General features: G+C 65.7%; 24 protein-coding genes. 19 read left to right on the top strand and 5 right to left on the bottom strand.

Going from position 1 to position 25,550, the window contains the following annotated elements:
• Positions 1-184: 184 nt before the first annotated feature.
• From QFZ94_RS29715 to QFZ94_RS29685, 7 genes are all read left to right on the top strand, one after another.
• Complete coding sequence (locus QFZ94_RS29715) at positions 185-730, top strand: DUF2844 domain-containing protein (protein ID WP_368585659.1); 546 nt, start codon at positions 185-187, stop codon at positions 728-730.
• 14 nt (positions 731-744) lie between these two features.
• Positions 745-2,058 (top strand): DUF3443 domain-containing protein, encoded by a 1,314-nt coding sequence (locus QFZ94_RS29710; RefSeq protein ID WP_429461264.1) that lies wholly within the window; start codon positions 745-747, stop codon positions 2,056-2,058.
• A gap of 175 nt (positions 2,059-2,233) precedes the next feature.
• Positions 2,234-3,469 carry a flagellar biosynthesis protein FlhB gene (gene flhB, locus QFZ94_RS29705; protein ID WP_429461262.1) on the top strand — a complete coding sequence of 412 codons (1,236 nt, stop codon included), beginning with the start codon at positions 2,234-2,236 and terminating at the stop codon, positions 3,467-3,469.
• Positions 3,466-5,568, top strand: coding sequence for a flagellar biosynthesis protein FlhA (gene flhA / locus QFZ94_RS29700; RefSeq protein WP_410852152.1), 2,103 nt, complete (start codon positions 3,466-3,468; stop codon positions 5,566-5,568). Before flhB ends, flhA begins: the two co-directional genes overlap by 4 nt.
• A gap of 282 nt (positions 5,569-5,850) precedes the next feature.
• Positions 5,851-7,806 (top strand): flagellar biosynthesis protein FlhF, encoded by a 1,956-nt coding sequence (gene flhF, locus QFZ94_RS29695; RefSeq protein ID WP_429461260.1) that lies wholly within the window; start codon positions 5,851-5,853, stop codon positions 7,804-7,806.
• The gene (locus QFZ94_RS29690; RefSeq protein WP_368585664.1) at positions 7,799-8,668 is read left to right on the top strand and encodes a MinD/ParA family ATP-binding protein; all 870 of its coding nucleotides are present in this window, start codon (positions 7,799-7,801) and stop codon (positions 8,666-8,668) included. Before flhF ends, QFZ94_RS29690 begins: the two co-directional genes overlap by 8 nt.
• 30 nt (positions 8,669-8,698) lie before the next feature.
• Complete coding sequence (locus QFZ94_RS29685; protein ID WP_368585665.1) at positions 8,699-9,433, top strand: RNA polymerase sigma factor FliA; 735 nt, start codon at positions 8,699-8,701, stop codon at positions 9,431-9,433.
• Between the two features lie 94 nt (positions 9,434-9,527).
• Here the strand turns inward: QFZ94_RS29685 and QFZ94_RS29680 are convergent, their stop codons facing one another.
• The 5 genes from QFZ94_RS29680 to flgA form a co-directional block, all read right to left on the bottom strand.
• Positions 9,528-9,938 (bottom strand): type II toxin-antitoxin system HicB family antitoxin, encoded by a 411-nt coding sequence (locus QFZ94_RS29680; RefSeq protein ID WP_013090887.1) that lies wholly within the window; start codon positions 9,936-9,938, stop codon positions 9,528-9,530.
• The gene (locus QFZ94_RS29675; protein ID WP_429461257.1) at positions 9,935-10,117 is read right to left on the bottom strand and encodes a type II toxin-antitoxin system HicA family toxin; all 183 of its coding nucleotides are present in this window, start codon (positions 10,115-10,117) and stop codon (positions 9,935-9,937) included. The genes QFZ94_RS29680 and QFZ94_RS29675 overlap by 4 nt, the downstream gene beginning before the upstream one ends.
• Before the next feature lie 284 nt (positions 10,118-10,401).
• Entirely contained in the window at positions 10,402-10,848 is a 447-nt protein-coding gene (locus QFZ94_RS29670; RefSeq protein ID WP_368585667.1) for a flagella synthesis protein FlgN, read from the bottom strand.
• A 94-nt stretch (positions 10,849-10,942) separates the two neighbouring features.
• On the bottom strand, positions 10,943-11,302 hold the full coding sequence (flgM, locus tag QFZ94_RS29665; protein ID WP_368585668.1) for a flagellar biosynthesis anti-sigma factor FlgM: 360 nt from the start codon (positions 11,300-11,302) through the stop codon (positions 10,943-10,945).
• A 177-nt stretch (positions 11,303-11,479) separates the two neighbouring features.
• Positions 11,480-12,952, bottom strand: a complete 1,473-nt coding sequence (gene flgA, locus QFZ94_RS29660) for a flagellar basal body P-ring formation chaperone FlgA (protein ID WP_429461254.1) — start codon at positions 12,950-12,952, stop codon at positions 11,480-11,482.
• A gap of 218 nt (positions 12,953-13,170) precedes the next feature.
• On the opposite strand from flgA, the gene flgB reads away from it, so the two are divergent.
• The 12 genes from flgB (at position 13,171) to flgL (ending at position 25,534) form a co-directional block, all read left to right on the top strand.
• Entirely contained in the window at positions 13,171-13,671 is a 501-nt protein-coding gene (flgB, locus tag QFZ94_RS29655) for a flagellar basal body rod protein FlgB (RefSeq protein ID WP_368585670.1), read from the top strand.
• Positions 13,672-13,799: 128 nt separating this feature from the next.
• Positions 13,800-14,225, top strand: coding sequence for a flagellar basal body rod protein FlgC (gene flgC / locus QFZ94_RS29650; protein WP_013090881.1), 426 nt, complete (start codon positions 13,800-13,802; stop codon positions 14,223-14,225).
• An 11-nt stretch (positions 14,226-14,236) separates the two neighbouring features.
• Positions 14,237-14,944 (top strand): flagellar hook assembly protein FlgD, encoded by a 708-nt coding sequence (locus tag QFZ94_RS29645; protein WP_368585671.1) that lies wholly within the window; start codon positions 14,237-14,239, stop codon positions 14,942-14,944.
• Positions 14,945-14,987: 43 nt separating this feature from the next.
• Positions 14,988-16,499: a flagellar hook-basal body complex protein gene (locus QFZ94_RS29640; protein ID WP_429461252.1), complete on the top strand. Its 1,512-nt coding sequence runs from the start codon at positions 14,988-14,990 to the stop codon at positions 16,497-16,499.
• 17 nt (positions 16,500-16,516) lie between these two features.
• The gene (gene flgF, locus QFZ94_RS29635) at positions 16,517-17,275 is read left to right on the top strand and encodes a flagellar basal-body rod protein FlgF (RefSeq protein ID WP_368585673.1); all 759 of its coding nucleotides are present in this window, start codon (positions 16,517-16,519) and stop codon (positions 17,273-17,275) included.
• A gap of 54 nt (positions 17,276-17,329) precedes the next feature.
• Positions 17,330-18,118: a flagellar basal-body rod protein FlgG gene (flgG, locus tag QFZ94_RS29630; RefSeq protein WP_429461249.1), complete on the top strand. Its 789-nt coding sequence runs from the start codon at positions 17,330-17,332 to the stop codon at positions 18,116-18,118.
• Positions 18,119-18,147: 29 nt separating this feature from the next.
• Positions 18,148-18,846, top strand: coding sequence for a flagellar basal body L-ring protein FlgH (gene flgH, locus QFZ94_RS29625; RefSeq protein ID WP_429461247.1), 699 nt, complete (start codon positions 18,148-18,150; stop codon positions 18,844-18,846).
• Between the two features lie 2 nt (positions 18,847-18,848).
• Complete coding sequence (locus QFZ94_RS29620) at positions 18,849-20,018, top strand: flagellar basal body P-ring protein FlgI (protein WP_429461245.1); 1,170 nt, start codon at positions 18,849-18,851, stop codon at positions 20,016-20,018.
• A 12-nt stretch (positions 20,019-20,030) separates the two neighbouring features.
• Positions 20,031-21,059, top strand: a complete 1,029-nt coding sequence (flgJ, locus tag QFZ94_RS29615; protein ID WP_429461243.1) for a flagellar assembly peptidoglycan hydrolase FlgJ — start codon at positions 20,031-20,033, stop codon at positions 21,057-21,059.
• A gap of 237 nt (positions 21,060-21,296) precedes the next feature.
• Complete coding sequence (locus QFZ94_RS29610) at positions 21,297-22,070, top strand: flagellar brake protein (RefSeq protein ID WP_429461241.1); 774 nt, start codon at positions 21,297-21,299, stop codon at positions 22,068-22,070.
• A gap of 228 nt (positions 22,071-22,298) precedes the next feature.
• Positions 22,299-24,293 carry a flagellar hook-associated protein FlgK gene (flgK, locus tag QFZ94_RS29605; RefSeq protein WP_429461239.1) on the top strand — a complete coding sequence of 665 codons (1,995 nt, stop codon included), beginning with the start codon at positions 22,299-22,301 and terminating at the stop codon, positions 24,291-24,293.
• 11 nt (positions 24,294-24,304) lie between these two features.
• Positions 24,305-25,534: a flagellar hook-associated protein FlgL gene (gene flgL, locus QFZ94_RS29600; RefSeq protein ID WP_368585679.1), complete on the top strand. Its 1,230-nt coding sequence runs from the start codon at positions 24,305-24,307 to the stop codon at positions 25,532-25,534.
• The last annotated feature ends 16 nt before the right edge of the window (positions 25,535-25,550 follow it).

Below are 25,550 nucleotides of genomic sequence, written 5' to 3'. Positions count from 1 at the left end.
CTGAAAGAATCCGCAGGCATACTACGAGGTCAAAGCGGTACGGCACCCGGCCCGCGCAACGCCGGGCAGTCGCGTGGTGAGGGGATCCCTCGGCATTGCGGCCACGGTGGCGCCGTATCATCTGCCTATAAGCGGCCGCTTCGCGTAACCGGCGAAGCGCACCGCGGCCCGGGAGGAGCTTCTCATGTGGAGTCGTATTCGTCGCGCCGGAGTTACGGCGCTCGTGTTGCCATGTTCGTTACTGGCCCTGACGGCCGCGCAGTCAGCCCATGCGGCGCTGGGCAGCGCGCCGCTTACCCCACCGTCCGACGCGTCGGTGTCGTCCCGCGTGGTGCAGCCCTCCAGCGGATCATCGCAAAGTGTGATGCGTTCCCAAGCGAGCGGGGCATCGTCCACCTCTTCCACACCTGCTTCCTACACGGTACGCGAGACCACGTTTGGCAACGGCACCGTGGTGCGCGAATATCTGAGCACGAGTGGCGCGGTATTCGGCATTGCGTGGCGTGGTCCGCAAATGCCCGATCTCAATGATCTGCTCGGCAGTTATTTCCCGCAGTACGTGGCCGGCGTGAAGGCCGCTCGGGCCGCGCGCGGCAACGCGCGGGGGCCGGTCGCCGTGAACGACAGCGACATCGTGGTCCATTCGGGCGGCCATATGGGCGCGTTCAGCGGCGTCGCGTGGCTGCCGTCAGCGCTACCGGCCGGCGTCAGCGGCTCCGACATCCAGTAACGGCGAGGACGACGATGCGAATCATGCTCACGACCGCGAATCTGAAAGGCTGGATGCAGGCCGCCCTTGCCGTGCTGCTGACGGCGACGCTCGTTGCCTGCGGAGGAGGTGGCGGTAGCGATGACAACTCGAACAATGGCGGCGGCACGTCGAACGGACTGAACGGCGGTTCGCTGCCGCCCAGCCCGACCCAGCAGCCGATTTCCGCGAACGCGTCGAACACGGTGCCGATCACGGTCGGCCGGGGCGCGGCCGGTGTCATCAACATCCCGACCGTCAGCGTGACGATCTGCGCGCCGGGCTCGACCGCCAACTGCCAGACCATCAACAACATTCAGCTCGATACCGGCTCGTTCGGCTTGCGCGTGGTCAGCTCGGTACTCAATTCGACGCTGCTCGGCGCGCTGCCGGTCAGCACGATCGGCGGCAACGGCGCGCAGCTCGCCGAGTGCGCGACGTTCGCGGACGGCTTCACGTGGGGCTCGGTGCGCACCGCGCTCGTGACGATCGGCGGTGAAACGACGACCGGCGCTATTCCGCTGCAGATCATCGGCGACAAGCCCACCAGCACGGTACCCACGCGCGGCTGCGGCAGCGGTTCGCCCCAAAACACGGTCAGCGATCTGGGCGCCAACGGCATTCTCGGCGTCGGCACCGCGCCGACCGATTGCGGCGCGACCTGTGCGAACCCGGTGACCGCGGTGACCTACAGCAACTACTTCGCCTGCCCGAACGGCACGTCGTGCAGCCGCACCGCGGTGCCGCTCAACCAACAGGTGGCCAACCCGGTCGCGAACTTCCCGCTCGACAACAACGGTGTGATCGTACAGATGGCACCCGTGTCGGACTTCGGGCAGGCGTCGGCGACCGGCACGCTGGTGTTCGGCATCGGCACGCAGGGGAACAACCCGCTCGCCGCTGCGCAGGTCTTCACGACCGACCCGTTCGGCGACCTCAACAACAGCACCTTCAACGGCGCGACGGTCCAGGCGTTCCTCGATTCCGGCTCGAACGGCTATTTCTTCACCGATAGCTCGATCGCGCTGTGCGGCAGCCAGTTCGCGGGCTTCTATTGCCCGTCGTCGGCGCAAACCCGCACGGTCACGCTGGTGGGATTGAACAAGGTGTCGGCGGTCGCGAGCATCGGCATTCTGAATGCGCAGACGCTGTTCGCGAACGGCAGCAACTTCGCGTTCAACAACCTCGCCGGTCAGATCGGCGGCAACGCCAGCTTCGACCTTGGTCTGCCGTTCTTCTACGGCCGCCATGTGTACTACCACCTCGATCAGACCGCGAGCGGCGGTCCTTCCCCATTCGTCGGCTACTAAAGCCGCACGTCTATCCGATGCCGGACGGCGCGCGTGAGACACGCGCGAGCCGTCCGGTCATCCGTCGAAATACCCCCGTTTCTCCTTCTTTATCCGCCGATCGGCGCTTGCGTCGAGCAGGAATAATCGCTCTCACTGGAAAGAGGCGCCGTGCCTCGGCCGACTGGAGAGCTATGTGGCAGAGGACAGCGACCTCGAAAAAACCGAATCCGCCACCCCTCGGCGCCTGCAGAAGGCGCGCGAGGAGGGGCAGATCGTACGTTCGCGGGAACTGTCGACCTTCGCGCTGCTCGCGGCCGGGTTCTACGGTGTATGGGGCATGTCGGGCAACATCGGCGACCATCTGCAGAACATGGTGCGTGCGTCGCTGATGTTCAACCACGCGAGCGTGTTCGACACGAACCGCATGCTGATCGGCGCGGGCACGGCCGGTCGCGAAGGACTGTATGCGCTCTTGCCAGTGCTCGGCGTCACCGGACTGGCCGCGCTGCTCGCACCGATGGCGCTGGGCGGCTGGCAGCTGTCGGCGAAAGGGCTCGAGCCCAAGTTCAACCGGCTGAACCCGATCGAGGGCTTCGGCCGGATGTTTTCGATCAACGGACCGATCCAGCTCGGCATGTCGCTCGCGAAGACGCTGGTGGTGGGTCTGATCGGCGGCACGGCGATCTGGAATCGCCACGAGCAATTCCTCGCGCTCGCGACGCAGCCGCTCGAAGTCGCACTCGCCAACTCCATGCATCTGATCGCGGTGTGCTGCGGCATGACGGTGGCCGGCATGTTCGCGGTGGCCGCGCTCGACGTCCCGTATCAGCTGTGGTCGTTCCACAAGAAGCTGCGCATGACGAAGGAAGAAGTGAAGCGCGAGCATCGCGAGAGCGAAGGCGATCCGCACATCAAGGGCAAGATTCGCCAGCAGCAGCGCGCGATCGCGCGGCGCCGCATGATGGCGCAAGTGCCGAAGGCCGACGTGGTCGTCACGAACCCGACGCACTTCGCGGTCGCGCTGCAATACACGGACGGCGAGATGCGCGCGCCGAAGGTGGTCGCCAAGGGCGTGAACCTCGTGGCCGCGCGGATTCGCGAAATCGCCACCGAAAACAACGTGCCGCTGCTCGAAGCGCCACCGCTCGCGCGGGCGCTTTATCACAACGTCGATCTGAATCGCGAGATTCCGGGGCCGCTCTATGGCGCGGTCGCCGAAGTGCTCGCGTGGGTCTATCAGTTGCGCCGCTTCAAGGCCGAAGGCGGCGACGTGCCGCTCGCGCCGACCGAACTGGACGTGCCGCCGGAACTCGACAAGGGCGGCGTGTCGGACCAGGACGCCGCCGAAGAAGCCGCCGACACGCTGAACCCGACCGCCGACCACGCCAACGACGCCACTAGCGGCGACAACAACGGAGCCTCCGCATGAACGCTCGCGCCGGTTTCCTCGCCCGACGGCCGGATGCGCTGAGCAGCACCAACCTGCGCGCCCTCGCCGGGCCGGTGCTGATCTGCATGATCCTCGGCATGATGATTCTGCCGTTGCCGCCGTTCCTGCTGGATCTGCTGTTCACGTTCAACATCGCGCTGTCGGTGATGGTGCTGCTCGTCAGCATGTACACGATGAAGCCGCTCGACTTCGCCGCGTTCCCGAGCGTGCTGTTGTTCTCGACGCTGCTGCGGCTGTCGCTGAACGTCGCCTCGACGCGGGTCGTGCTGCTCGAAGGCCATACCGGCCCCGATGCGGCCGGCCAGGTGATCGAGTCGTTCGGCCACTTCCTCGTCGGCGGCAACTTCGCGGTCGGTATCGTCGTGTTCGTGATCCTGATGGTGATCAACTTCATGGTGATCACCAAGGGCGCGGGCCGGATCGCCGAAGTGTCCGCGCGCTTCACGCTCGACGCGATGCCCGGCAAGCAGATGGCGATCGACGCCGATCTGAACGCCGGCCTCATCAACGAAGAGCAGGCGCGTAAGCGTCGCACGGAAATCTCGCAGGAAGCCGAGTTCTACGGCTCGATGGACGGTGCGAGCAAGTTCGTGCGCGGCGATGCGATCGCCGGTCTGCTGATCATGGTGATCAACATCATCGGCGGGCTGATCGTCGGGATGGTCCAGCACGACATGAGTTTTGCCGCGGCGGGCAAGAACTACACGCTGCTGACGATCGGCGACGGCCTCGTCGCGCAGATTCCGTCGCTGGTGATTTCGACGGCGGCCGGCGTGATCGTGTCGCGCGTCGCGACCAACGAAGATATCGGCACGCAGCTGACGGGGCAGCTGTTCACGAACCCGCGCGTGCTGATGATCACGGGCTGCATTCTCGTGCTGATGGGCCTGATCCCGGGCATGCCGCACTTCGCTTTCCTGATTCTGGGCGGCGGCCTGATCCAGCTCGGCCGCACGATGAAGAAGCGCAACGAGGAGCGCAAGAACGCGCCGGCGCTCGTCGACGTCGCGCCGGCCGCGCTCGCGCCGGTCGAAAACGCCGAGGCGAGCTGGGACGACGTGACGATGATCGACACGCTCGGCCTCGAAGTCGGCTACCGGCTGATTCCGCTCGTCGACAAGAATTCGGACGGCGAGCTGCTCAAGCGGATCAAGAGCATCCGCAAGAAGTTCGCGCAGGAAATCGGCTTCTTGCCGCCGGTCATTCATATCCGCGACAACCTCGAATTGCGGCCGAACGGTTATCGGATCGCGTTGAAGGGCGTCGAGGTCGGTTCGGGTGAGGCGTACCCGGGCCAGTGGCTCGCGATCAACCCGGGTCAGGTGTCGGCCGCGCTGCCGGGCACGCCGACCCAGGACCCGGCGTTCGGCCTGCCCGCGATCTGGATCGATACGAACCTGCGCGAGCAGGCGCAGGTGTACGGCTACACGGTCGTCGATTCGAGCACGGTGGTCGCGACCCACCTGAATCACCTCGTCGTCACGCATGCGTCGGAGCTGCTCGGCCGCCGCGAGGTGCAGTCGTTGGTCGAGCGGATGCAGAAGGACACGGCGTCGCTGGTCGACGATCTGGTGCCGAAGATGCTGCCGCTCACCACGCTGCAAAAGGTGCTGCAGAACCTGCTCGAAGAAGGCGTGCCGATCCGCGACATGCGCACGATCCTCGAAGCGCTCGCCGAGCACGCGACCAAGATCACCGACCCGCACGAGCTGACCGCCGCGGTGCGGCTCGCGCTGGGTCGCGCGATCACGCAGCAGTGGTTCCCCGGCACCGCCGACATGCAGGTGATGGGCCTCGACGCGAACCTCGAACGGGTGCTGTCGCAGGCGCTCTCGACCGGACCGAACCCGGGTCTCGAACCGGGTCTCGCGAACACGCTGCTCAGTGAAACGCAGAAGGCGATGATGCGTCAGCAAAACCTCGGCCTCGCGCCGGTGCTGCTCGTGCAGCACGCACTGCGGCCGATGCTCGCGCGCTTCCTGCGCCGCAGCCTGCCGCAGCTGAAGGTGCTGTCGTATGCGGAAGTGCCCGATACGCGCAACGTCAAGGTGGTGAACCTGATCGGCGCGCACGGCTGATACAGGCCGCTCGCTCGTGACTGTCGATACGACGCAAACCGGCGCTCCAGTGGGGCGCCGGTTTTTGTTTGCGCTTGCGATTCCGTCTGTCGTTGGATCGGTAAAAACGCCTTTGCGGGCCTCCGCAGGCGGTATGCCTGCCGTGTGTCCATCGCGCGAATTGCCCGCCTTTAACGGTCTTTATCCATCGATCGTCGCCCGACGCGTTTCGCAATAATTGATCGCAATGGGAAGCGGTGTATTGCCGGTCCGTCAGTCCGTATACCTCATCGGGGGTCCAGCTTGAACATTCGTAAATTTGTCGGTGCTACCAGTCGCGATGCGTTGCGTCTCGTTCGCGAAGCACTGGGCGCCGATGCGGTCGTGCTGTCGAATCGGACGATGGACGACGGCAGCGTCGAAATCGTCGCGCTCGCCGATAGCGATCTGGCCGCGATCACGCCGAAGGCGCGCGAAGGCGCGGCATCGACGGCGGCCCCGCGAGGCTTGTCCGCGGCGCCGATGAATCCGTATGCGAGTGCCATGCCGGACGTGTTTTCGTCGGTGTTCGGCGCGAGCCCGGAAGCGGGTGCCGAAGCGATGCCGGCGATCGAGCCTGCGAAGGCAGCCGCGGATTCGATGGGCGGCCCGGCGAACAGGACGGCGCTCAATTCTGCGCTCAATTCCGCAGTCGGCCAGGCGGCCGACATGCTGTCCGCGACTGAAGCAGCGCCGGCCTCGTTACCCGCCGGTTCGTCAGTTGGCCCGGCGATGCTGGGCGCGAGCGGCGCGTCCGCGGCCATCGCGACGAGCGCCGCGCCCGTCGCGAGCCAGCCCGCTGCCGCCGCGCCTTCCGGCGCGAGCGCCCGCGCCGCATCCACGCGCCTGTCGAAAGACATCCGCGCGGATCTGCTGAAGGCCGCCGGCGTGCCGGTACCGCCGGCCGTCGCAGCGAGCGAGGCCGCCGCGCCGCGCACGATGGCCGAATCGAATCCGTGGCTGATCGATCACGCGCGCCGCATCGCGGCCGAGCAGCAGCAACAGGACGGCCAATACAGCGCACGTCCCGCCGCGATGACGCCCGCCGTCGCGACCGCCAAAGGCCTCGGCAACGCGGTCGACGCGCGGCCGGTGATCGACACGCCCGACTGGGCGCGCGAAGCGGCCGAAGTCGCCGCGCGCCGCAGCGCGCAGAAGATCGCGCCGGCGTCCCCTAGCGACGAGGGCCGCACGCCGGCCGCCGTCGCCGAAGCGATCAAGGGGCGCATGGAGCAGGTCGTCCGGGACACCGTGATGAACGAGCTGTCGTCGATGCGCGACATGATGGAAGAGCAATTCGCGGGTCTGATGTGGGGCGATCGACAGCGCCGCAGTCCGGCACGCGCCGCGCTCACCAAGCATCTGTTCGCCGCGGGCTTTTCCGCGCAGCTCGTGCAGATGCTGGTCGACAACATGCCCGAAGCCGTCGACACGATGGACGGCGGCATGGACTGGGTGCGCTCGGTGCTCGAATCGAACCTGCCGGTGATGGAGAACGAAGACGCGCTGATGGAGCGCGGCGGCGTGTTCGCGCTGATGGGGCCGACCGGCGTCGGCAAGACGACCACCACCGCGAAGCTCGCCGCGCGCTGCGTGATGCGCTTCGGCGCGAGCAAGGTGGCGCTGCTGACCACCGACAGCTACCGCATCGGCGGTCATGAACAGCTGCGCATCTTCGGCAAGATTCTCGGTGTTTCCGTGCACGCGGTGAAGGACAGCGCCGATCTGCAACTCGCGCTCTCTGAATTGCGCAACAAGCACATCGTGCTGATCGACACGATCGGCATGAGCCAGCGCGACCGCCTCGTGTCCGAGCAGATCGCGATGCTGAGCCGCGCCGGCCAGCCGGTGCAGCGTCTGTTGCTGCTCAACGCAACGAGCCACGGCGACACGCTGAACGAAGTCGTGCAGGCTTATCAGCGTGCGCCGGACCAGCATCCGCTCGCCGGCTGCATCCTGACCAAGCTCGACGAAGCGACCAACCTCGGCGGCGTGCTGGATACGGTGATCCGCTACAAGCTGCCGGTGCATTACGTATCGACCGGACAGAAGGTGCCGGAGAACCTGTACGTCGCGACGAAGAAATTCCTGATCAAGAGCACCTTCTGCATTCCGCGCGACAACTCGCCGTTCGTGCCGCACGACGACGACATCCCTGCTTTGCTGTCCTCGCTTTCCGCACGTTCGACGGCCGAGCTGCACGAGGTTCGCTTTGGATAAGTTCGGTTCAGATCAAGCCGAAGGGTTACGGCGGTTGCTCGCGCGCGGCGGTGCGCGCGTGATCGCGCTGGCGGGTGCGTCGTCGCGCGTCGGCAATACGACAGCGGCGGTGAACCTCGCCGCGGCGCTCGCGCAGCAGGGCAAGGACGTGCTGGTGATCGACGAATGCGTCGGTGAGAACTCGGTGAGCGCAATGCTTGGCGGCTTGCGCGGCGCGGGCAACTTCGCGGCGGTGATGCGCGGCGACACGCCGGTTGACTTCGCCGCCGCGCGTCACCCGCTCGGCTTTTCGGTGCTGGCCGCGTCGCGCAACAACCGCGAGGGTCACACGGAGGCCGAACTCAGCGCGCTGCTCGGCGGCTCGGCCGACATCGTGCTGATCGACGCGCAGCTCGACGTCGAAGGGCATCTGTCGCCGCTCGCGAAGCAGGCGCACGACGTGATGATCGTCGCGCGCATGTCGGGCGAGGCGATCACCGACGCTTATGCGTGCATCAAGCGATTGCACTACGCGCACGCGATCGCGCAGTTGCGCGTGCTCGCCAATCACGTGCAAAGCGCCAACGACGCGCAAGCCGCGTTCGCGAAGCTCGCCGGCGTGGCCGGCCGTTACCTGACCGTCGCGTTGGAATGCGCCGGCTGCATCGCGGCCGACGTGCGCATGGCGCGGGCGCTCGAGCTGTCGCGCTGTGTGGTCGATGCGTTTCCGTCGACCCCGGCCGCGCGCGACTTCCGCCATCTCGCCGCCGAATTGCAGTACTGGCCGATGCGGCCAGCGATGTCGTCGCAAACGCCCTGGCGGGCGCCTGCGACAGTTACAGCGGCGCACCACGCCGACCAACCGTCCGCGCATCACGCTTAAAAGGCGTGCACGAAGGATAAGGGGAGCACGATGTACAACGCTCAGGGAAAGATTTCTCAGGCCGACGTTCTGACGAAATACGCACCGCTCGTGCGTCGACTCGGCTTGCAGCTTGTCGCAAAAATGCCGGCGAGCGTCGATCTCGACGACCTGATCCAGGCCGGCATGATCGGCTTGCTGGATGCCGCCGGCCGCTACAAGGAAGACCAGGGCGCACAGTTCGAGACCTATGCCAGCCAGCGGATTCGCGGCGCGATGCTCGACGAGCTGCGCAGCAACGACTGGTTGCCGCGCAGCCTGCGCCGCACGTCGCGCGAAGTGGAATCCGCGGTGCACAAGGTGGAGCAGAACCTGGGCCGCTCGGCGAGCGAGGCGGAAGTCGCCGAGCACCTGCAGATGCCGCTCGACGAATATCAGTCGATGCTGCAGGACCTGCACGGCAGCCAGCTGATCTACTACGAAGACTTCGACCGCTCCGCCGACGACGAGCCTTTTCTGGACCGCTACTGCGTCGATCATTCCGATCCGCTGTCGGCGCTGCTCGACGACAGCTTGCGCTCGGCGCTCATCGAAGCGATCGACCGCTTGCCGGAGCGTGAGAAGCTGCTGATGTCGCTGTACTACGAGCGCGGCATGAATCTGCGCGAGATCGGCGCGGTGATGGAAGTCAGCGAATCGCGCGTATGCCAGTTGCACAGCCAGGCGGTGGCACGCCTGCGCGCCCGGTTGCGCGAAATGGCCTGGGCGAACGCCGAAACGAACTGACGCGACCGCGGGGCAGGCCGGCGATCTTCAAGCGCTGCCGTTCAGAAGCGGCGGTGCGGCGATGCCGATGCACGCCGGTGCCGCCCACCGTTGCTCAAGCGTCCGCCATCTCATGCTCGGCGGCGAGCGCGAGAAACGCCGAGCGCGACATGCCGCGCGCCTGCGCATACGCGTCGATCTCCTGCACCAGCACCTCGGGCAACGAGATATTGATGCGAACCGCCTTCTTCAACGCCGGAATATTGCGCGTTGTCACGAACCCCCATGTGAACCCCTCGAACTCGGGATTGCGCCGATGCTCGCCGAGCGTGAGCGGCTCGGGCAGCGGCAAGCCTTCGTCGAGCAAGGTTTCGAGATGCGATTCGATCGCCTCTTTCGCGTTCACATACGCTTGTTCGAGCGTGTCGCCCGCGGAGTAGCAGCCCGGGATATCGGGCACCACGACGCCGAACGCGTGCGTGTTGTCTCCGGGTTCGATGGCGATCGGAAAGATCAGATGCTTCATTTGAGCCCCGCCTGTTTCAGAATGCTGTTCAGAGTGCCGGCCGGCAAATCTTGTTTCGGATGGGGGACGGTGACGAGCCCCCGCTTTCCCGCGTGCCTGAAATGATGATGACTGCCCGCTATGCGGACGAGCTGCCAGCCATTTGCTTGAATCAATTTGACGACCTCGGCACTGTTCATACCCTCCATTATACACACACCTACACAAAATCACTGGCAGACAAGATTTCGCCCGTCGATGCTCGGCCCCCCTCGAAGCCGCGGCGTCTGAGAAACCTCGAACGAAGTCATCATTTCAACGTGATGAGGTCGATTGGCGCCAGCTAGCCGAACGGCTAACGCGGCGTGGAATGCGGAGGAAAGTGGGTGAAAAAGCGGTGGCGAAAAATCAAAAGGCCCGTCATCGACGGGCCTTTTAATTCATTTCGGATATTGCCCGATTGCGGGCCGGACAGGCGGGCCGATCAAAGTCCCGAATAAGCCGGAACTCGTCCATCCGGCCCATACAGATTCGTCTTGCGCGGCACGTTGACTTGCAGCGCTTTTAGCGCGCGCTGGTTGTAGTCCATCCGCACGCGGATCAGCTCGCCGTTGTTGGTGTTGACGCGCCGAGCGCGATCCGCGGCTTTCTGCAGCAGCTTCCATTGCGTCGCGATGCGCGCGTCGGTGCTCGCCGCGAGTTCCATGCCGGACCAGCCGGTCGGAAAGCCGAGTTCGGTCAGGTGTGCGTCGCGCGCGGCTTCGAGCCTCGCGAGCACGCCGATCAGTTCGGTTTTCTTCTCGACGATCGCTGGCAACTGCTCCATTGGCGAGACCGCCGTCAGTGCTTTGGTTTCGAGAGTGAGGATCGAGGCGAACGCTTCGACGGTCGAATATTCTTCGATCAGGGTAGCAACCAGGGCGTCTTTCATGTCAACAACTCGCTACGCACACCGGCTCGCGAACGACGCGCGAACCGCGTTGGTCGAACGCCGCCCGGCAGATCACCGCGCGGCGCAATGCCGATCAGTTGCCGGTCGACGAGGTTTTGTTCTGCAACAGATCGCGCGCCGTCTGCAGTACGCCGTCGGCGATCTTGCCGGAGTCGATCTGCAGCGTGCCGTCCTTGATCGCCTGCTTGATCGACTCGACGTGCGCGGTGTCGATGTCGGCCGAGCCGGACGCCGCGAGGCTGCGCAGATGCTGCGACAGACCCGACAGGTTGACGCTCGTGTCGCCCGACGCGCTGCTCGCGGCTCGCGCGGCCGTGCCCGTCGCGCCCTGCGTGGCGCTGGTTGCCGGCGTGGCTTCGCCGCTCTGCTGTGAACGGGACAAAGCGTCTTTCAACGACGGCAGATTCGAAGAGGTGGTGGGATCGACTTTCACGATTGGCTTCCCTTACGATTTGATCCTGATAACGGCAACTGCTGATCAAAACTTTAGCGCAATCGCTCGACCCCCGGCCCGCCGGCAGGCGGCCATCTGCCCCTTTCAATACCCGTCTGTCTGCTCCGGCCACCGCGGCGCCAGCAGCTGCGACGGTGCTCGTTGCCACCAGTCCGCTCACATCTGGATCTCGACCGTGCCGCCGTCCTTGACGATGCCGGAGATGATCTGGCCATTTGCGGTTTTCACGCGCACCTGCTGACCCGGCGACGCGTTGTTCATCGCGCTGCCCTCGGACGAAATCGAGAAACCGTCGCCGGCTGCGACGACCCGTACGGTCTGGCCGAACACCACCGCCGACGCGCTCTTCAGCATGTCGCGGCGCAGCGGCATGCCGCCCGGGATCCGCACCAGCGAGACCGATCCGACCGCCTGCGACGGGTCGGTGACGATCGCCTGCGGCAGGCCGGTCAGGTCGCCTTCGCGCGCGACGAGGTCGGCGGCCGTGAGCACTTCGCCCGGCGCCATCGCGCGGGCGGCGAGGTAGTAGGTTGCATGCAGCGAGATGTGCGCCTGCAGATAAATGGTCCACGGCCGCTCGCCTGCGCAGCGCACGCCGACGGTGAGCCGCCCCCACAAGCGCCCGCCGCTCGGCATGAACGGTTCGAGCGACGTGCACGCTGCGAGGCCGCGCGCAAACGCGGACGCGACCGTGATGTCGACCTTGCCGGGCAGGCCGACGGCCTGCTGTTTCAGGAACGCGAGCGCGGCTGCATGAATCGCTTCCGGGTCCTGCTGGCCTGGCAGCGGCGCGGGTGCGGCAGCGGTCTGCGGCGTTCTCTGTGCAATGGCGGTGGACGTGTTGGCGGCTGGTTGGCGCGCGCCGGGCGACGTCGCGGGCGCTTTCACACTTGGCAGACGCGCCGGCTGGCCGACAGCGGCCGCGAGCGGCTTGCCATTCGCGCCGAACTCGGGCGGCTCGCCGCGTGCCGCGAGACTGTCGAAGCCATCGCCTTGCGGCGCATTGGCGGCGACCGCGCGCGAATTCGCGGCGCCGGCGGCCGGGCCCGCTTCGACATTCACGCGCGCGACGCCCGACGCTCCCGTGCTGGCAGCCGGAGGAATCGTCACGACGCCGTTGGCGTCCGGTTTGAAGTTGGTGCGAATGATGGCCGGCGCGGCGGCTGCGGGCTCGCCCGCGCCCGGAATGACGATCGCGCCGCTAGCGCTCGCCGCACGCCCGAACGTATCGGTGTCGCGCGACGCGGGTGCGCGGCCGAGCGACTGCGCGGTCGCCGCCGCGAGCGAAGCCGCCGACGCGCCGCGCTGCGCCGGCGTCTGAATCCGTTGCGCCAGATCGTTCAGCGCGGCGGGGTTGTTCTCGGCGGGCCCCGGAATCACGATCGGGCCAGCCGCATCCTGCGCCTTGGTCGTAGCCGGCAGCAACACGATGCCGCCCGCAACCCATACGGCGACGTTGATCACCACCCGCGTCAGGCAACGCGCAACGCACCGCGAGATAGAGCGCGGCAGCGGTTGCGCGAGCACACCCTCCGAACCATCGACATGCTCATCGGCCCCCGCACCACCCACGCGACGCCTCGTCGTGCCGCCCGCACGCTGCGGCAAGGTGTTGGTGGGCTGGTCCATCGCGGGTCTCCATCGAATGCCTCGGTACGCCTTGCATTCTAGTGAGCACCCCTTTCGCGCAAACGTTGAATAGAAGCCCCCTTTCCCGGTTATTCGTCCGATTGCCCCTTGCGCCCGGCCAATAAGATGCATCACATGCAAAAAGGCCTTCGCACCCACGGCGTGTCTTTCACGATGCGCACACGGGACGGCCTTGGAAACGTTCTCGGGAGATTCCGATGCTGGACAAACTCGATGCCGAATTCGCGTTCGGCCGGCAGGCGCTGGATGTACGCGCATACCGGCAGGAACTGTTGTCGTCGAATATCGCGAACGCCGACACGCCCGGCTACAAGGCGCGCGATATCGACTTCGCGTCGTCGCTCGCCGGCGCGCTGAAGAAAACGGGCCGCAGCACCGCCGGGCAGGGCGCGTCGAACAACACGACGCTCGCAATGGCGCAACCCGCCGGCGTGACGAGCGGCATGTCGATGAACACGACCGAGGCCGGCCACATGAGCGGCAAGGCCAGGCTGACCCCGACGGGCGGCAGCCCCGACGACTACGGCAACCTGCAATACCGCATGCCGCTGCAGCCGGCGCTCGACGGCAACACGGTCGACGTCGACGTCGAGCGTGTGCAGTTTGCCGACAACACGGTGCACTTCCAGTCGGGTATGACGGTCGTGTCGAACCAGATCAAGACGATGCTGTCGGCGATCACGTCGGGCTCGTCGTAAGCCGGGCACGAGTACGCCGCACGAGCAGGGCGCATAGCAGCTGAACACAGGCAGCATGCACGCACGAACAGAAACGCTACGGGACTTAACGTGAAGCCGGTGCGAACCGGCAGGAGAGGTCAGGAAACATGCCATCCCTGATGAATATTTTTGGTGTCGCGGGTTCCGCGATGTCGGCGCAGTCGGAGCGACTCAACGTGACGGCGTCGAACCTCGCCAACGCGGACAGTACGACGGGCCCCGACGGTCAGCCGTACAAGGCCAAGCAGGTCATATTCGCGGTGAACCCGATCGGCGGCGCGCGCACGCGCTCCGGCCAGCAGGTCGGCGGCGTGCGGGTGACCGGCGTGGTCGACGATCCGTCGCCAATGAAGACCGCGTACGACCCGGGCAATCCGGCCGCCGACGCGAACGGCTACGTGACGCTGCCCAACGTCGACCCGGTGCAGGAGATGGTCAACATGATCTCGGCCTCGCGCTCGTACCAGGCCAACGTCGAAACGCTGAACACGGCCAAAACCCTGATGCTGAAAACGCTCACGATCGGAACCTGAGGAGAGAGCCTTTGACCACCAACACCACGATCGGCAGCAACGGCACGACCGTTTCGCAGACGCTGCTCGACACGATGAACGGCACGAACAGCAGCTCGACGAACGGCACCTCGGGCACCTCGGCCTCGGACCTGCAGAACACCTTCCTGCAACTGCTTGTCGCGCAGCTGAAGAACCAGGACCCGACCAATCCGATGGACAGCTCGCAGATGACCTCGCAGCTTGCCCAGATCAGCACGGTGCAGGGCATCAGCAACCTCAATACCTCGCTGACCTCGCTGTCGACGCAGCTGTCGGCCAGCCAGCAGGCGCAGTCCGCGCTGCTGATCGGCTCGACCGTGCTCGCACCGGGCAACTCGGTCACGGTGTCGAGCGGCAAGGCGAACGAGTTCGGCGTCACGCTCGCGAATGCCGTGAGCGACCTGCAGATCGTCGTAAAGAACTCGGCCGGCACGATCGTCAACACGCTGGATCTCGGCAAGCAGTCGGCCGGCACGGTTCCGGTTGGCTGGACACCGACCGACACGGCAGGCAACACGCTGCCCGACGGCACTTACACGATTACCGCGACCGGCACGATCAACGGCCAGCAGGCGACGGCCACCACGCTCACCAGCGCGACGGTCCAAGGCATCGTCCAGCAGAGCAGCGGCACGCCGGGCCTCGTGCTGTCGAACGGCACGACGGTCGGCCTGACCAGCGTCGCCGCGATCCTGTAATCCGGATCCATCCAGTTACGACTTTCCAGATACGGAGTACGTCATGAGCTATCAAACAGGTTTGAGCGGTCTGTCGGCGTCGTCGAGCGATCTCGACGTGATCGGCAACAACATCGCCAACGCCAACACGGTCGGTTTCAAGAGCGGCACCGCGGAATTCGCCGACATGTACGCCAATTCGGTCGCGACCGCGACGAGCCAGCAGATCGGCATCGGTACGAAACTCTCCGAAGTGCAGCAGCAGTTCTCGCAAGGCACGATCACGACGACGAACCAGGCGCTGAACGTCGCGATCAACGGTAACGGCTTCTACCAGCTGTCGGACAACGGCACGCTGGTGTATTCGCGCAACGGCGTGTTCCAGCTCGACAAGAACGGCTACATCACGAACGCGCAGGGCTTGCAGCTGATGGGTTATGCGGCCAGTAGCTCGGGCATCATCAACACCGCGCAGACCGTGCCGCTGACCGTGCCGACCGCGAACATCGCGCCGCAGGCGACCACCTCGATCACCGCGGGCCTGAACCTGAACGCGCAGGGCGACATCATGCTCGGCGCGCCGATCGTGACGCCCGGCGCCGGGAACAGCGCAGGGCTGAGCACGACCGGCGCGACGATTACTAACGCGGCCGCGGGCAGCAACACGGACACGTACACGATTAACTTCACCGACCCGACCCACTATACGGTCACGGTCGGGGCCGGCACGCCCGGCGCCCCGCAGACCTTCACTGCGGGCACGGCGATCACGCTCGGCAACGGCGAGAGCATCACCTTCAGCGGTACGCCGACGGCGGGTGACAGCTATACGGTTGCGCCGAACCCAACCACGTTCAACCAGGCCAGCTCGACGACCTACAACTACTCGACGAGCACGACGGTCTACGATTCGCTGGGCGGCTCGCAGACCGTCAACATGTATTTCGCGAAGACGGGCTCGGGCACGTGGAACGTGTACGCGGGCCCGTCGAACGGCACCGCTTCGCTGATCGGCACCGCGAACTTCAATTCGTCGGGCACGCTGGTCAGCACGACCGACGCGACGACCGGCCTCGCGACCGCGACGCTCGGCGCGTTCACCATGTCGCTGCCGAACACCGACGGTTCGAGCACGCCGCAGAGCGTCACGCTGAACATGGCTGGCACCACGCAGTACGGCGGCAAGAACGGCGTGAACAGCCTGTCCACCAACGGCTACGCGGCGGGCCAGCTGACCAGCTTCACGGTCGGTGCCGACGGCACGCTGACCGGCAACTACTCGAACGGCCAGACCGCGGCGCTCGGCCAGATCGTGCTCGCGAACTTCGCGAACCAGAACGGTCTCGTCAACCTCGGCAACAACGAGTACGGCCAGACGTCGGCCTCCGGCGTCGCGCAGATCTCGACGCCGGGTTCGACCAATCACGGCGTGCTGCAAGGCGGCGCGGTCGAGAACTCGAACGTCGATCTGACGAGCGAGCTGGTCAACCTGATCACCGCGCAGCGCAACTATCAGGCGAACGCGCAGACGATCAAGACCCAGCAGGCCGTCGACCAGACCCTGATCAACCTGTAAGCCAACGGGACCTCTTCATGGATCGGCTGATCTACACCGCGATGTCGGGCAGCGCGCAAGCGCTCGAACAGCAGGCGATCGTCGCGAACAACCTCGCGAACGCGTCGACCACGGGCTTTCGCGCGCAGCTCGAAACCTACCGCGCCGTGCCGATGTCGTTCGGCGACGGCAGCACGATCAACGACAACACGACCCGCACCTTCGTGCTGTCGTCGACACCGGGCGCCGACTACACGCCGGGGCCGATCCAGCAGACCGGCAATCCGCTCGACGTCGCGATTCAGGGGGCCGGCTGGCTGTCGGTGCAGACCGCCGACGGCAACGAGGCCTACACGCGCGCGGGCAATCTGCACATCGACGAAAACGGCCAGCTCGTGAACGCGACCAATCAGGTCGTGCTCGGCAACGGCGGGCCGGTATCGGTGCCGCCGGGCGCGCAGATCACGATCGGCAAGGACGGCACGGTGACGGCATTGACGCCGGGCGATCCGCCCACCGCGGTCGTCACCATCGATCAGCTGAAGCTCGTCAATCCCGATCCGCAGTCGATCACGCGCGGCGATGACGGTCTGTTTCGCACCGCCGACGGCAACCCCGCCGACGCCGATCCGACCGTGACGCTCGCGCCGGCGTCGCTCGAAGGCAGCAACGTGAATCCGGTGAGCGCGATGGTCTCGATGATCACCAACGCGCGCCAGTTCCAGATGCAGACGCAGTTGCTGCAAAACGCCGACAAGAACGATCAGTCCGCCAACCAGATTCTCAGCTTCAGCTAACGGATTGCCACGGGGTGCCCTACGAGGCTCGCCCCGAGACCAGGAGAACCATAAGTGAACCGCTCACTCTATATCGCCGCCACCGGCATGAATGCGCAACAGGCGCAGATGGACGTGATCTCGAACAACCTCGCGAACGTCAGCACCAACGGCTTCAAGGGCTCGCGCGCGGTGTTCGAGGATCTGCTGTATCAGACCATCCGCCAGCCGGGTGCGAACTCGACGCAGCAAACCGAGCTGCCGTCCGGCATTCAGCTCGGCACCGGCGTGCAACAGGTCGCGACCGAGCGTCTGTACACGCAGGGCAACCTGCAGCAGACCGGCAACTCGAAGGACGTCGCGATCAACGGCGCGGGCTTCTTCCAGGTGCAGATGCCCGACGGCCAGACGGCCTACACGCGCGACGGCTCGTTCCAGACCAACGCGCAGGGTCAGCTCGTCACGGCGAGCGGCTACCAGGTGATTCCGGCGATCACGATTCCCGCCAACGCGACCTCGCTGACGATCGGCAGCGACGGCGCGGTGTCGATCACCGTGGCCGGATCGAGCAATACGCAGCAGCTCGGCACGATGCAGCTCGCGACCTTCATCAACCCGGCCGGCCTCGACTCGAAGGGCGAGAACCTGTTCGCGGAGACGGCGTCCTCGGGCGCGCCGAACGTGGCGCAACCGGGTCTGAACGGCGCGGGCACGCTCAACCAGGGTTACGTGGAAGCGTCGAACGTGAACGTCGTGCAGGAGCTGGTGAACATGATCCAGACGCAGCGCGCGTACGAAATCAACAGCAAGGCCGTGACGACCTCCGACCAGATGCTGCAGACCTTGAGCCAGATGCCGGTTTGAGGACTGGAAATTTAAGGCGGTAAACGATGATGTCGCATTCCACTCGCACTCCGGTTCATTCGCGCACGGCCGTCGCGCTCGTGCAGCTCACGCTGCTCGCCGCGCTCGGCGGCTGCGCGCTCGTGCCGAAGCAACCGAGCATCCAGCAGCCGATGACCGCGCTGCCGCCGGTGCCGCCGCAGGCACAGGCGCCGGGCTCGATCTACAACCCGGGCTTCGCGGGCCGTCCGCTATTCGAAGATCAGCGGCCGCGCAACGTGGGCGACATCATCACGATCGTCATCGCCGAGAACATCAACGCAACGAAGAACTCGGGCGCGAATGCGAGTCGCAATGGCAGCACGAACTTGAGCGTGCCGACCGCGGGCTTTCTCAGCGGGCTGTTCGCCAAGACCAACCTGAGCGCAAGCGGCGCCAACGGTTTTGCCGGTACTGGCGGCGCGAACGCGTCGAACACGTTCAACGGCACGATCACCGTGACTGTGACCGGCGTGCAGGCCAACGGCAATCTGATCGTGAGCGGCGAGAAACAGATGATGATCAATCAGGGCAACGAGTTCGTGCGCTTTTCGGGTGTCGTCAACCCCAACACGATTTCGAGCCTGAATGCCGTGTACTCGACCCAGGTCGCCGACGCGAAGATCGAATACTCCGCGAAGGGCTACATCAACGAAGCGGAGACCATGGGCTGGCTGCAGCGGTTCTTCCTCAACGTGGCGCCGTGGTGATCATGGGTACTGTTTTCAACACGCTGTCGCGCGCGGGCCGCGCACTGATGTTCGTCGTGCTCGCCTGCGCGGCGCTGCCGGCCGCGACGCCCGCGCATGCCGAGCGCCTGAAGGACCTCGCGCAAATCCAGGGCGTGCGCGACAACCCGCTGATCGGCTACGGCCTCGTGGTCGGCCTCGACGGCACCGGCGACCAGACCACGCAGACGCCGTTCACGACGCAGACGCTCGCGAACATGCTCGCGAACCTCGGCATCTCGATCAACAACCAGGCGGCCGGCTCGAGCAACTCGCAGTCGTCGCTGTCGAACATCCAGTTGAAGAACGTCGCCGCCGTGATGGTGACCGCGGTGCTGCCGCCGTTCGCGCGGCCGGGCGAAGCGATCGACATCACCGTGTCGTCGCTCGGCAATGCGAAGAGCCTGCGCGGCGGCACGCTGCTGCTCACGCCCCTCAAGGGCGCCGACGGCCAGGTGTATGCGCTCGGCCAGGGCAACGTCGCCGTGGGCGGCGCGGGCGCGAGCGCGAACGGCAGCAAGGTGCAGGTCAACCAGTTGGCCGCGGGGCGCGTCACCGGCGGCGCGATCGTAGAGCGCGCGGTGCCGACCGCGGTGTCGCAGGCGGGCATGATGCAGCTCGACCTGAACGACATGGACTACGACACCACGCAGCGCGTGGTCGCGGCGATCGACAACGCGTTCGGCAGCGGCACCGCGACCGCGCTCGACGGCCGCACCATCCAGCTGCGCGCGCCGGCCGATCCGCAGCAGCAGGTGTCGTTCATGGCGCAATTGCAGAACCTCGAAGTGCGCCCCGGGCAGGCGGCCGCGAAGGTGATCCTGAACGCGCGCACCGGCTCGATCGTGATGAACCAGATGGTCACGCTGCAAAGCTGCGCGGTCGCGCACGGCAATCTGTCGGTCGTGATCAATACGCAGCCGGTGGTGAGCCAGCCGGGCGCGTTCTCGAACGGCCGCACGGTGGTCGCGCAGCAGTCGCAGATCCAGATGAAGCAGGACAACGGCTCGCTGAAACTCGTGAACGCCGGAGCGAACCTCGCCGAAGTGGTGAAGGCGCTCAACGCGCTCGGCGCGACGCCCGCGGATCTGATGTCGATCCTGCAAGCCATGAAAGCAGCCGGTGCCTTGCGCGCCGAGCTTGAAATCATCTAAGGAGCACACGAGATGAATTCCGATCCGACCAATGGCATCAACTCCGCCGGCGACCTGACCAGCCGGTTTGCGCTCGACGTCCAGGGCTTCGGCGCACTGAGCGCGCAGGCCAAGGCTTCGCCGCAAGCCGGCATGAAGATGGCCGCGCAGCAGTTCGACGCCGTGTTCACGCAGATGATGTTGAAGAGCATGCGCGATGCGACGCCGCAGGACAGCCCGTTCGATTCGCACGACACGGCGACCTTCACGTCGATGATGGACCAGCAGATGGCGCAACAGCTGTCCAAGCGAGGCATCGGCGTCGCCGACGCGATGCTCAAGCAGTTGATGCGCAACCAGGGCATGCAGGTGGGTGGCGCGAACGGCGCGGGCGCGGCGGGTGGTCTCGCCGGCATGGCCAACGCGCTCGGCGGCGGCGTCGGCGGCGTCGGCGGCGTCGGCGGCGGCGGCGACGAAGGCCAGAGCGCCGCGCTCAACGCGCTCGCGCGCGCGTACGGCAACGCCCAAGCCAACGGCCAGCTCGCGCTGGGCCGCGGCTACTCGGCCAATAGCGCGCTGACGCCGCCGACGCGCGGCGACGGCAGCTCGCCGAAGGTCGATGCGTTCGTCGACAAGCTCGCCGCGCCGGCGCAGGCCGCGAGCGCGGCGACCGGCATTCCGGCGCGCTTCATCATCGGTCAGGCCGCGCTCGAATCGGGCTGGGGCAAGAGCGAGATCAAGAAGGCCGATGGCTCGACCAGCCACAACGTGTTCGGCATCAAGGCGGGCAACGACTGGACCGGCAAGACCGTGTCGACGGCCACGACCGAATACGTGAACGGCAAGCCGCATCGCACGGTCGAGAAATTCCGCGCGTACGACTCGTACGAGGAAGCGATGACCGATTACGCGCGCCTGTTGAAGAACAATCCGCGTTACGCACAGGTGCTCAATTCGTCGCGCGACGTGAACGGTTTCGCGAACGGCATGCAGCGCGCCGGTTATGCGACCGACCCGCATTACGCGAAAAAGCTGCTGTCAATCATGCAGAAAATGGGCTGATTGAACGCCGGAAATGGGGCGGATACGCTTTTAACGTTTGCGCGAACTTTTCCGGCGAATATTTAAATTGAGCCCCTAAATTTTGGCTCCATGCTGCCGCTAACGAGTTAGACCCGATACCGGAACAGCGCTGCAAGGTCCGGTCGAACGCGTGTGCTGCGGCTTTGCATGAAGACCCTCAGAGTCGATGGCTAGGCCCTGGCACGTGCCCGCAAGAACATGCTTACCGGCAAGCCCATGGATATGAACCAGTCGAACGGCCTGATTGACACGAACGGTCAGCCGCACGTCCCGCAAGACGAGAGCCCTTCCGATTTCGGCCGCCGCAATCCGCTGGAAATCGGCGTGCAGCTGCGCAATATCGTCAATCGCGGCGATTTCCTCACGGTCGAATCTGCGGGCGGCCAGCTCGTCACGCGCCTGCTCGATGTCGACGTGCGCGAGCGCACCTTCACCTTCGATTGGGGCGCGCTCCCCGAGCAGAACAAGGGGCTGCTCAGCGCCCCGCGTTGCCAGTTCCACGCGTCGCCCGACGGCGTGCGCGTCGAGTTCGCGACGCCGACGCCGCGCGAGACGCGCTTCGAAGGAATGCCGGCGTTCGAGGCCGACTTCCCCGAGGTGCTGTTCTACGTGCAGCGCCGCGAATACTTCCGCGTCGCCGCGCCGATTCTCGACCCGTTCATGTGTACGGGCCGTCTGCCCGACGGCGACACGTTCCGCTTCGAGGTGCACGACCTGTCGCTCGGCGGCGTCGGCATGCGCACGGCCGACCTGCGCGTTGCCGAACTGCCGATGGGCGCCCGCCTGATGGACTGCGAGCTCACGCTGGGCGCGCTCGGCCGTCTGTCGCTCGATTTGCAGCTCGTGTCGCATCGCTCGCTCGCGATGCCGAACGGCACGCAGCGCTATCAGCTCGGCTTCCGTTTCCTGTCGCTGCCGGGCAGCGCGGAAAACACGCTGCAGCGGCTGATCACCCAGCTCGAAATGAAGCGCCGCTCGCTCGCGCGCTGAGCCGCGAGCCGAACGCGCGGCGGCCGTGCGCGAGACGCGCGGCACCGCGCGAACGTTTTTTGGCCGGCGAAGCAAACGTTGCACAAGCAGTGGACGCAATCGCGCGGCAACATCGCGGCGAGCGCAAACGAGGTGGAATGGCCCTCAATTTTTCGCACCACGGGCCGTTAAAGAGGATGTTCCACTAACACGGTGGCATGTCTGCGATGCCGCCCTTCAGGATGACGCATGTCCAGCAATCTGTTGAATATCGGCCTTAGCGGACTCAACGCGGCCCAATGGGGTTTGACGACGACTGGTGAGAACATCAGCAATGCGTCGACGCCCGGCTATACGATGGAAACTCCGGTGTATTCGGAGGTGGGCGGCAACTATACGGGCTCCGGCTACATGCCGATGGGCGTCTCCACCGACACCATAACGCGCGCGTATAGCCAGTACCTGACGACCGAGCTCAACAACGCGCAGTCGTGGAGCAGCTCGCTCAGCACGTACAACACGATGATCAGCCAGCTCAACAACCTCGTCGGCAGTCCGACTGGGGGGATCGCGAGCGCGATCAGCGGTTACTTCACGGGGCTGCAGAACGTCGCCAACGACGCGTCGAGCGTGGCGACGCGACAAACCGCGATCAGCGACGCACAGACGCTCGCGAACCAGATCAACGCGGCTGGCCAGCAATACGACCAGTTGCGCGCGAGCGTCAACACGCAGATGAGCGACGCGGTCACGAAGATCAACACCTTCACGGCGCAGATCGCGTCGCTGAATACGCAGATCACGCAGGCGAGCAGCCAGGGCCAACCGCCGAACCAGCTGCTCGACCAACGCGACCTGGCGGTGTCGAACCTATCGCAGCTGATCGGCGTGTCGGTCGTGCAGGACAACGGCAGCTATAGCCTGTTCATGTCGAACGGACAGCCGCTCGTGCTGGCCGGCAACAGCTTCAACCTCGGCACGGCGACTTCGTCGGCCGATCCGACCGAGCTGTCGGTCCAGTATCTCGGCCAGGTTGGCGCGAAGCCCACCCCGACTCCGCAGACGCTGTCCGACAGCAGCGTGTCCGGCGGCACGCTGGGCGGCCTGGTGCAATTCCGCTCGCAAACGCTCGATCCGGCCGAGGCGCAACTCGGTGCGATCGCGACCAGCTTCGCCGCGCAGGTCAATGCGCAGAACGAACTCGGCCTGACGCTGAACGGCACCGCGGGCGGCGCGCTGTTCACCGTCGGCTCGCCGACCGTGTACGCGAACTCGCAGAACAGCGGCACCGCGACGCTCGGCGTCTCGTTCGCCAACGCGAGCCAGCCGACCACGGGCGACTACACGCTGTCGTACAACGGCAGCGCCTACACGCTGACCGACAACCAGACGGGCAGCATCGTCGGTTCGGCGGCGGCCCTGACCAACCCGATCGGCGGCCTGCAGTTCTCGGTCGCGAGCGGCACGATGAACGCCGGCGACTCGTTCACTGTCGAGCCGACCCGCGGCGCGCTGAACGGCTTCGCGCTGACCACCACGGCGGGCTCGGCGATCGCGGCCGCGGCGCCGGTGCTCGCGTCGGCGTCGACGTCGAACACCGGCAGCGCGACGATTACGCAAGGTACGGTATCGGCCGGCTACAGCGCGCCGACCAGCGCGTCGAAGATCATCTACACCGCGGGCACCGGCCTCACCGGTTTCCCGATCGGCTCGGTGGTGACGGTCGCCGGCTCGCCGTCCACGTCGTACACGATCAACACGGCAGCGGACGCAGTGCCGTACTCGCCGAATTCGGGCGCGACGCTGACCATCACCAACCCGACCAACTCGACGAACGCGGGCGTGATGAACAACGTGACGGTCACGATCAGCGGCACGCCAGCCAACGGCGACTCGTTCACGATCGGACCGAACACCGGCGCGACCAACGACGGCCGCAACGCGCAACTCTTGTCGAACCTGACGAAGGCACAGGTGCTCGCGGGCGGCACCGCGACCCTGACGAGCGCGTACGCGAGCTACGTCAACAACATCGGCAACCAGGCCACGCAGATCCAGGCGATGGCGACGACGCAAACCTCGCTCGTCACGCAGATCACGTCGGCGCAGCAGTCGGTGTCGGGCGTCAATATCAATGAGGAAGCGGCTAACCTGCTTCAATACCAGCAGCTCTATCAGGCTAACAGCAAGGTCATCCAGACGGCGCAGACGCTGTTCCAGACTTTGCTTGGCATCTTTTCGTAAGGCGTTGAACCATGCGAATTTCTTCCCAGCAGTACTTCAGCATGAACGTCGCGAACATGAGCAATCAGCAGGCTCAGTTGTCGCAGATCTATCAGGAAATTTCGAGCGGCCAGAGCCTCACCACGCCCGCCGACAATCCGCTCGGCGCCGCGCAGGCCGTGCAGCTCAGCTCGACGGCGGCCGCGCTGTCGCAGTACACGACGAACCAGACCGCGGCGCTCACGTCGTTGCAGGCCGAGGACTCGACGCTGTCCACCGTCATCACGACGTTGCAAAGCGCGAACACGCTGGGCCTGCGCGCCGGCAACGGCGCTTTGAACGACGCCGACCGCACGGCGATCGCCGCGCAGCTGACCACGCTGCGCGACCAGCTCCTCACCTACGCGAATGCGACCGACGGCTCCGGAAATGCGCTGTTCGCCGGCTTCCAGAATTCGACCCAGGCCTTCACGACCGATGCGGCCGGCAACGTCACCTATACGGGCGACACCGGCTCGCGCACCGTGCAGGTCACCGATAGCAACGCGGTCGCGACCGGCGACAATGGGCTGGCGGTGTTCATGAGCGTCGGCGCGACCAACGCGCAGTCGATCGCCTCGGGCAATTCGGCCAATACGGGCAGCGGCGTGATCGGCGCGGTGTCGGTCAACGATCCGACCAACGCGGGGAATGCGGACGCCTACCAGATCCAGTTCAGCGGCAGCGGCAGCTCGCTCACGTACACGATCACCGACACGACCACCAACGCCCCGGTTGCTACGGCCCAGCCATACACGTCAGGCTCGGACATCACGATCGCCGGCCAAAAGGTCCAGATCACAGGCACACCGGCCGCCAACGACACATTCACCGTGCAGCCGGCCAACCAGGCGGGCACCAACGTATTCGCGAACCTGAACGCGATGATCACCGCGCTCCAGCAGCCGGTGAACGGCAACCCCGCGGCCGCGGCGACGCTGCAGAACGCGTTGAACACGGGCCTGTCGCAGCTCGGCAACACGCTGGACAACATCACCGCGGTGCAGGCATCGGTGGGCGGCCGCGAGCAGGAAGTCAAGGCGCTGCAAACGGTCACACAGACCAACTCGCTGCAAACGCAAAGCAATCTCGCGGACCTGACGCAGACCGACATGGTCTCGACGATCAGCAAGTACACGATGCAGCAGGCGGCCTTGCAGGCTTCGCAGCAAGCGTTCGTGCAAATCCAGAACATGTCGCTGTTCCAGTACATCAACAACTGATGCCGCTTCGGCGGCG

Origin of the sequence: Paraburkholderia sp. JPY465 (assembly GCF_050436725.1) — a bacterium.
Classification (GTDB): domain Bacteria; phylum Pseudomonadota; class Gammaproteobacteria; order Burkholderiales; family Burkholderiaceae; genus Paraburkholderia; species Paraburkholderia youngii.
Note: the sequence above shows the minus strand (reverse complement) of the source record. Positions and strands in the feature narration are given on the sequence as shown.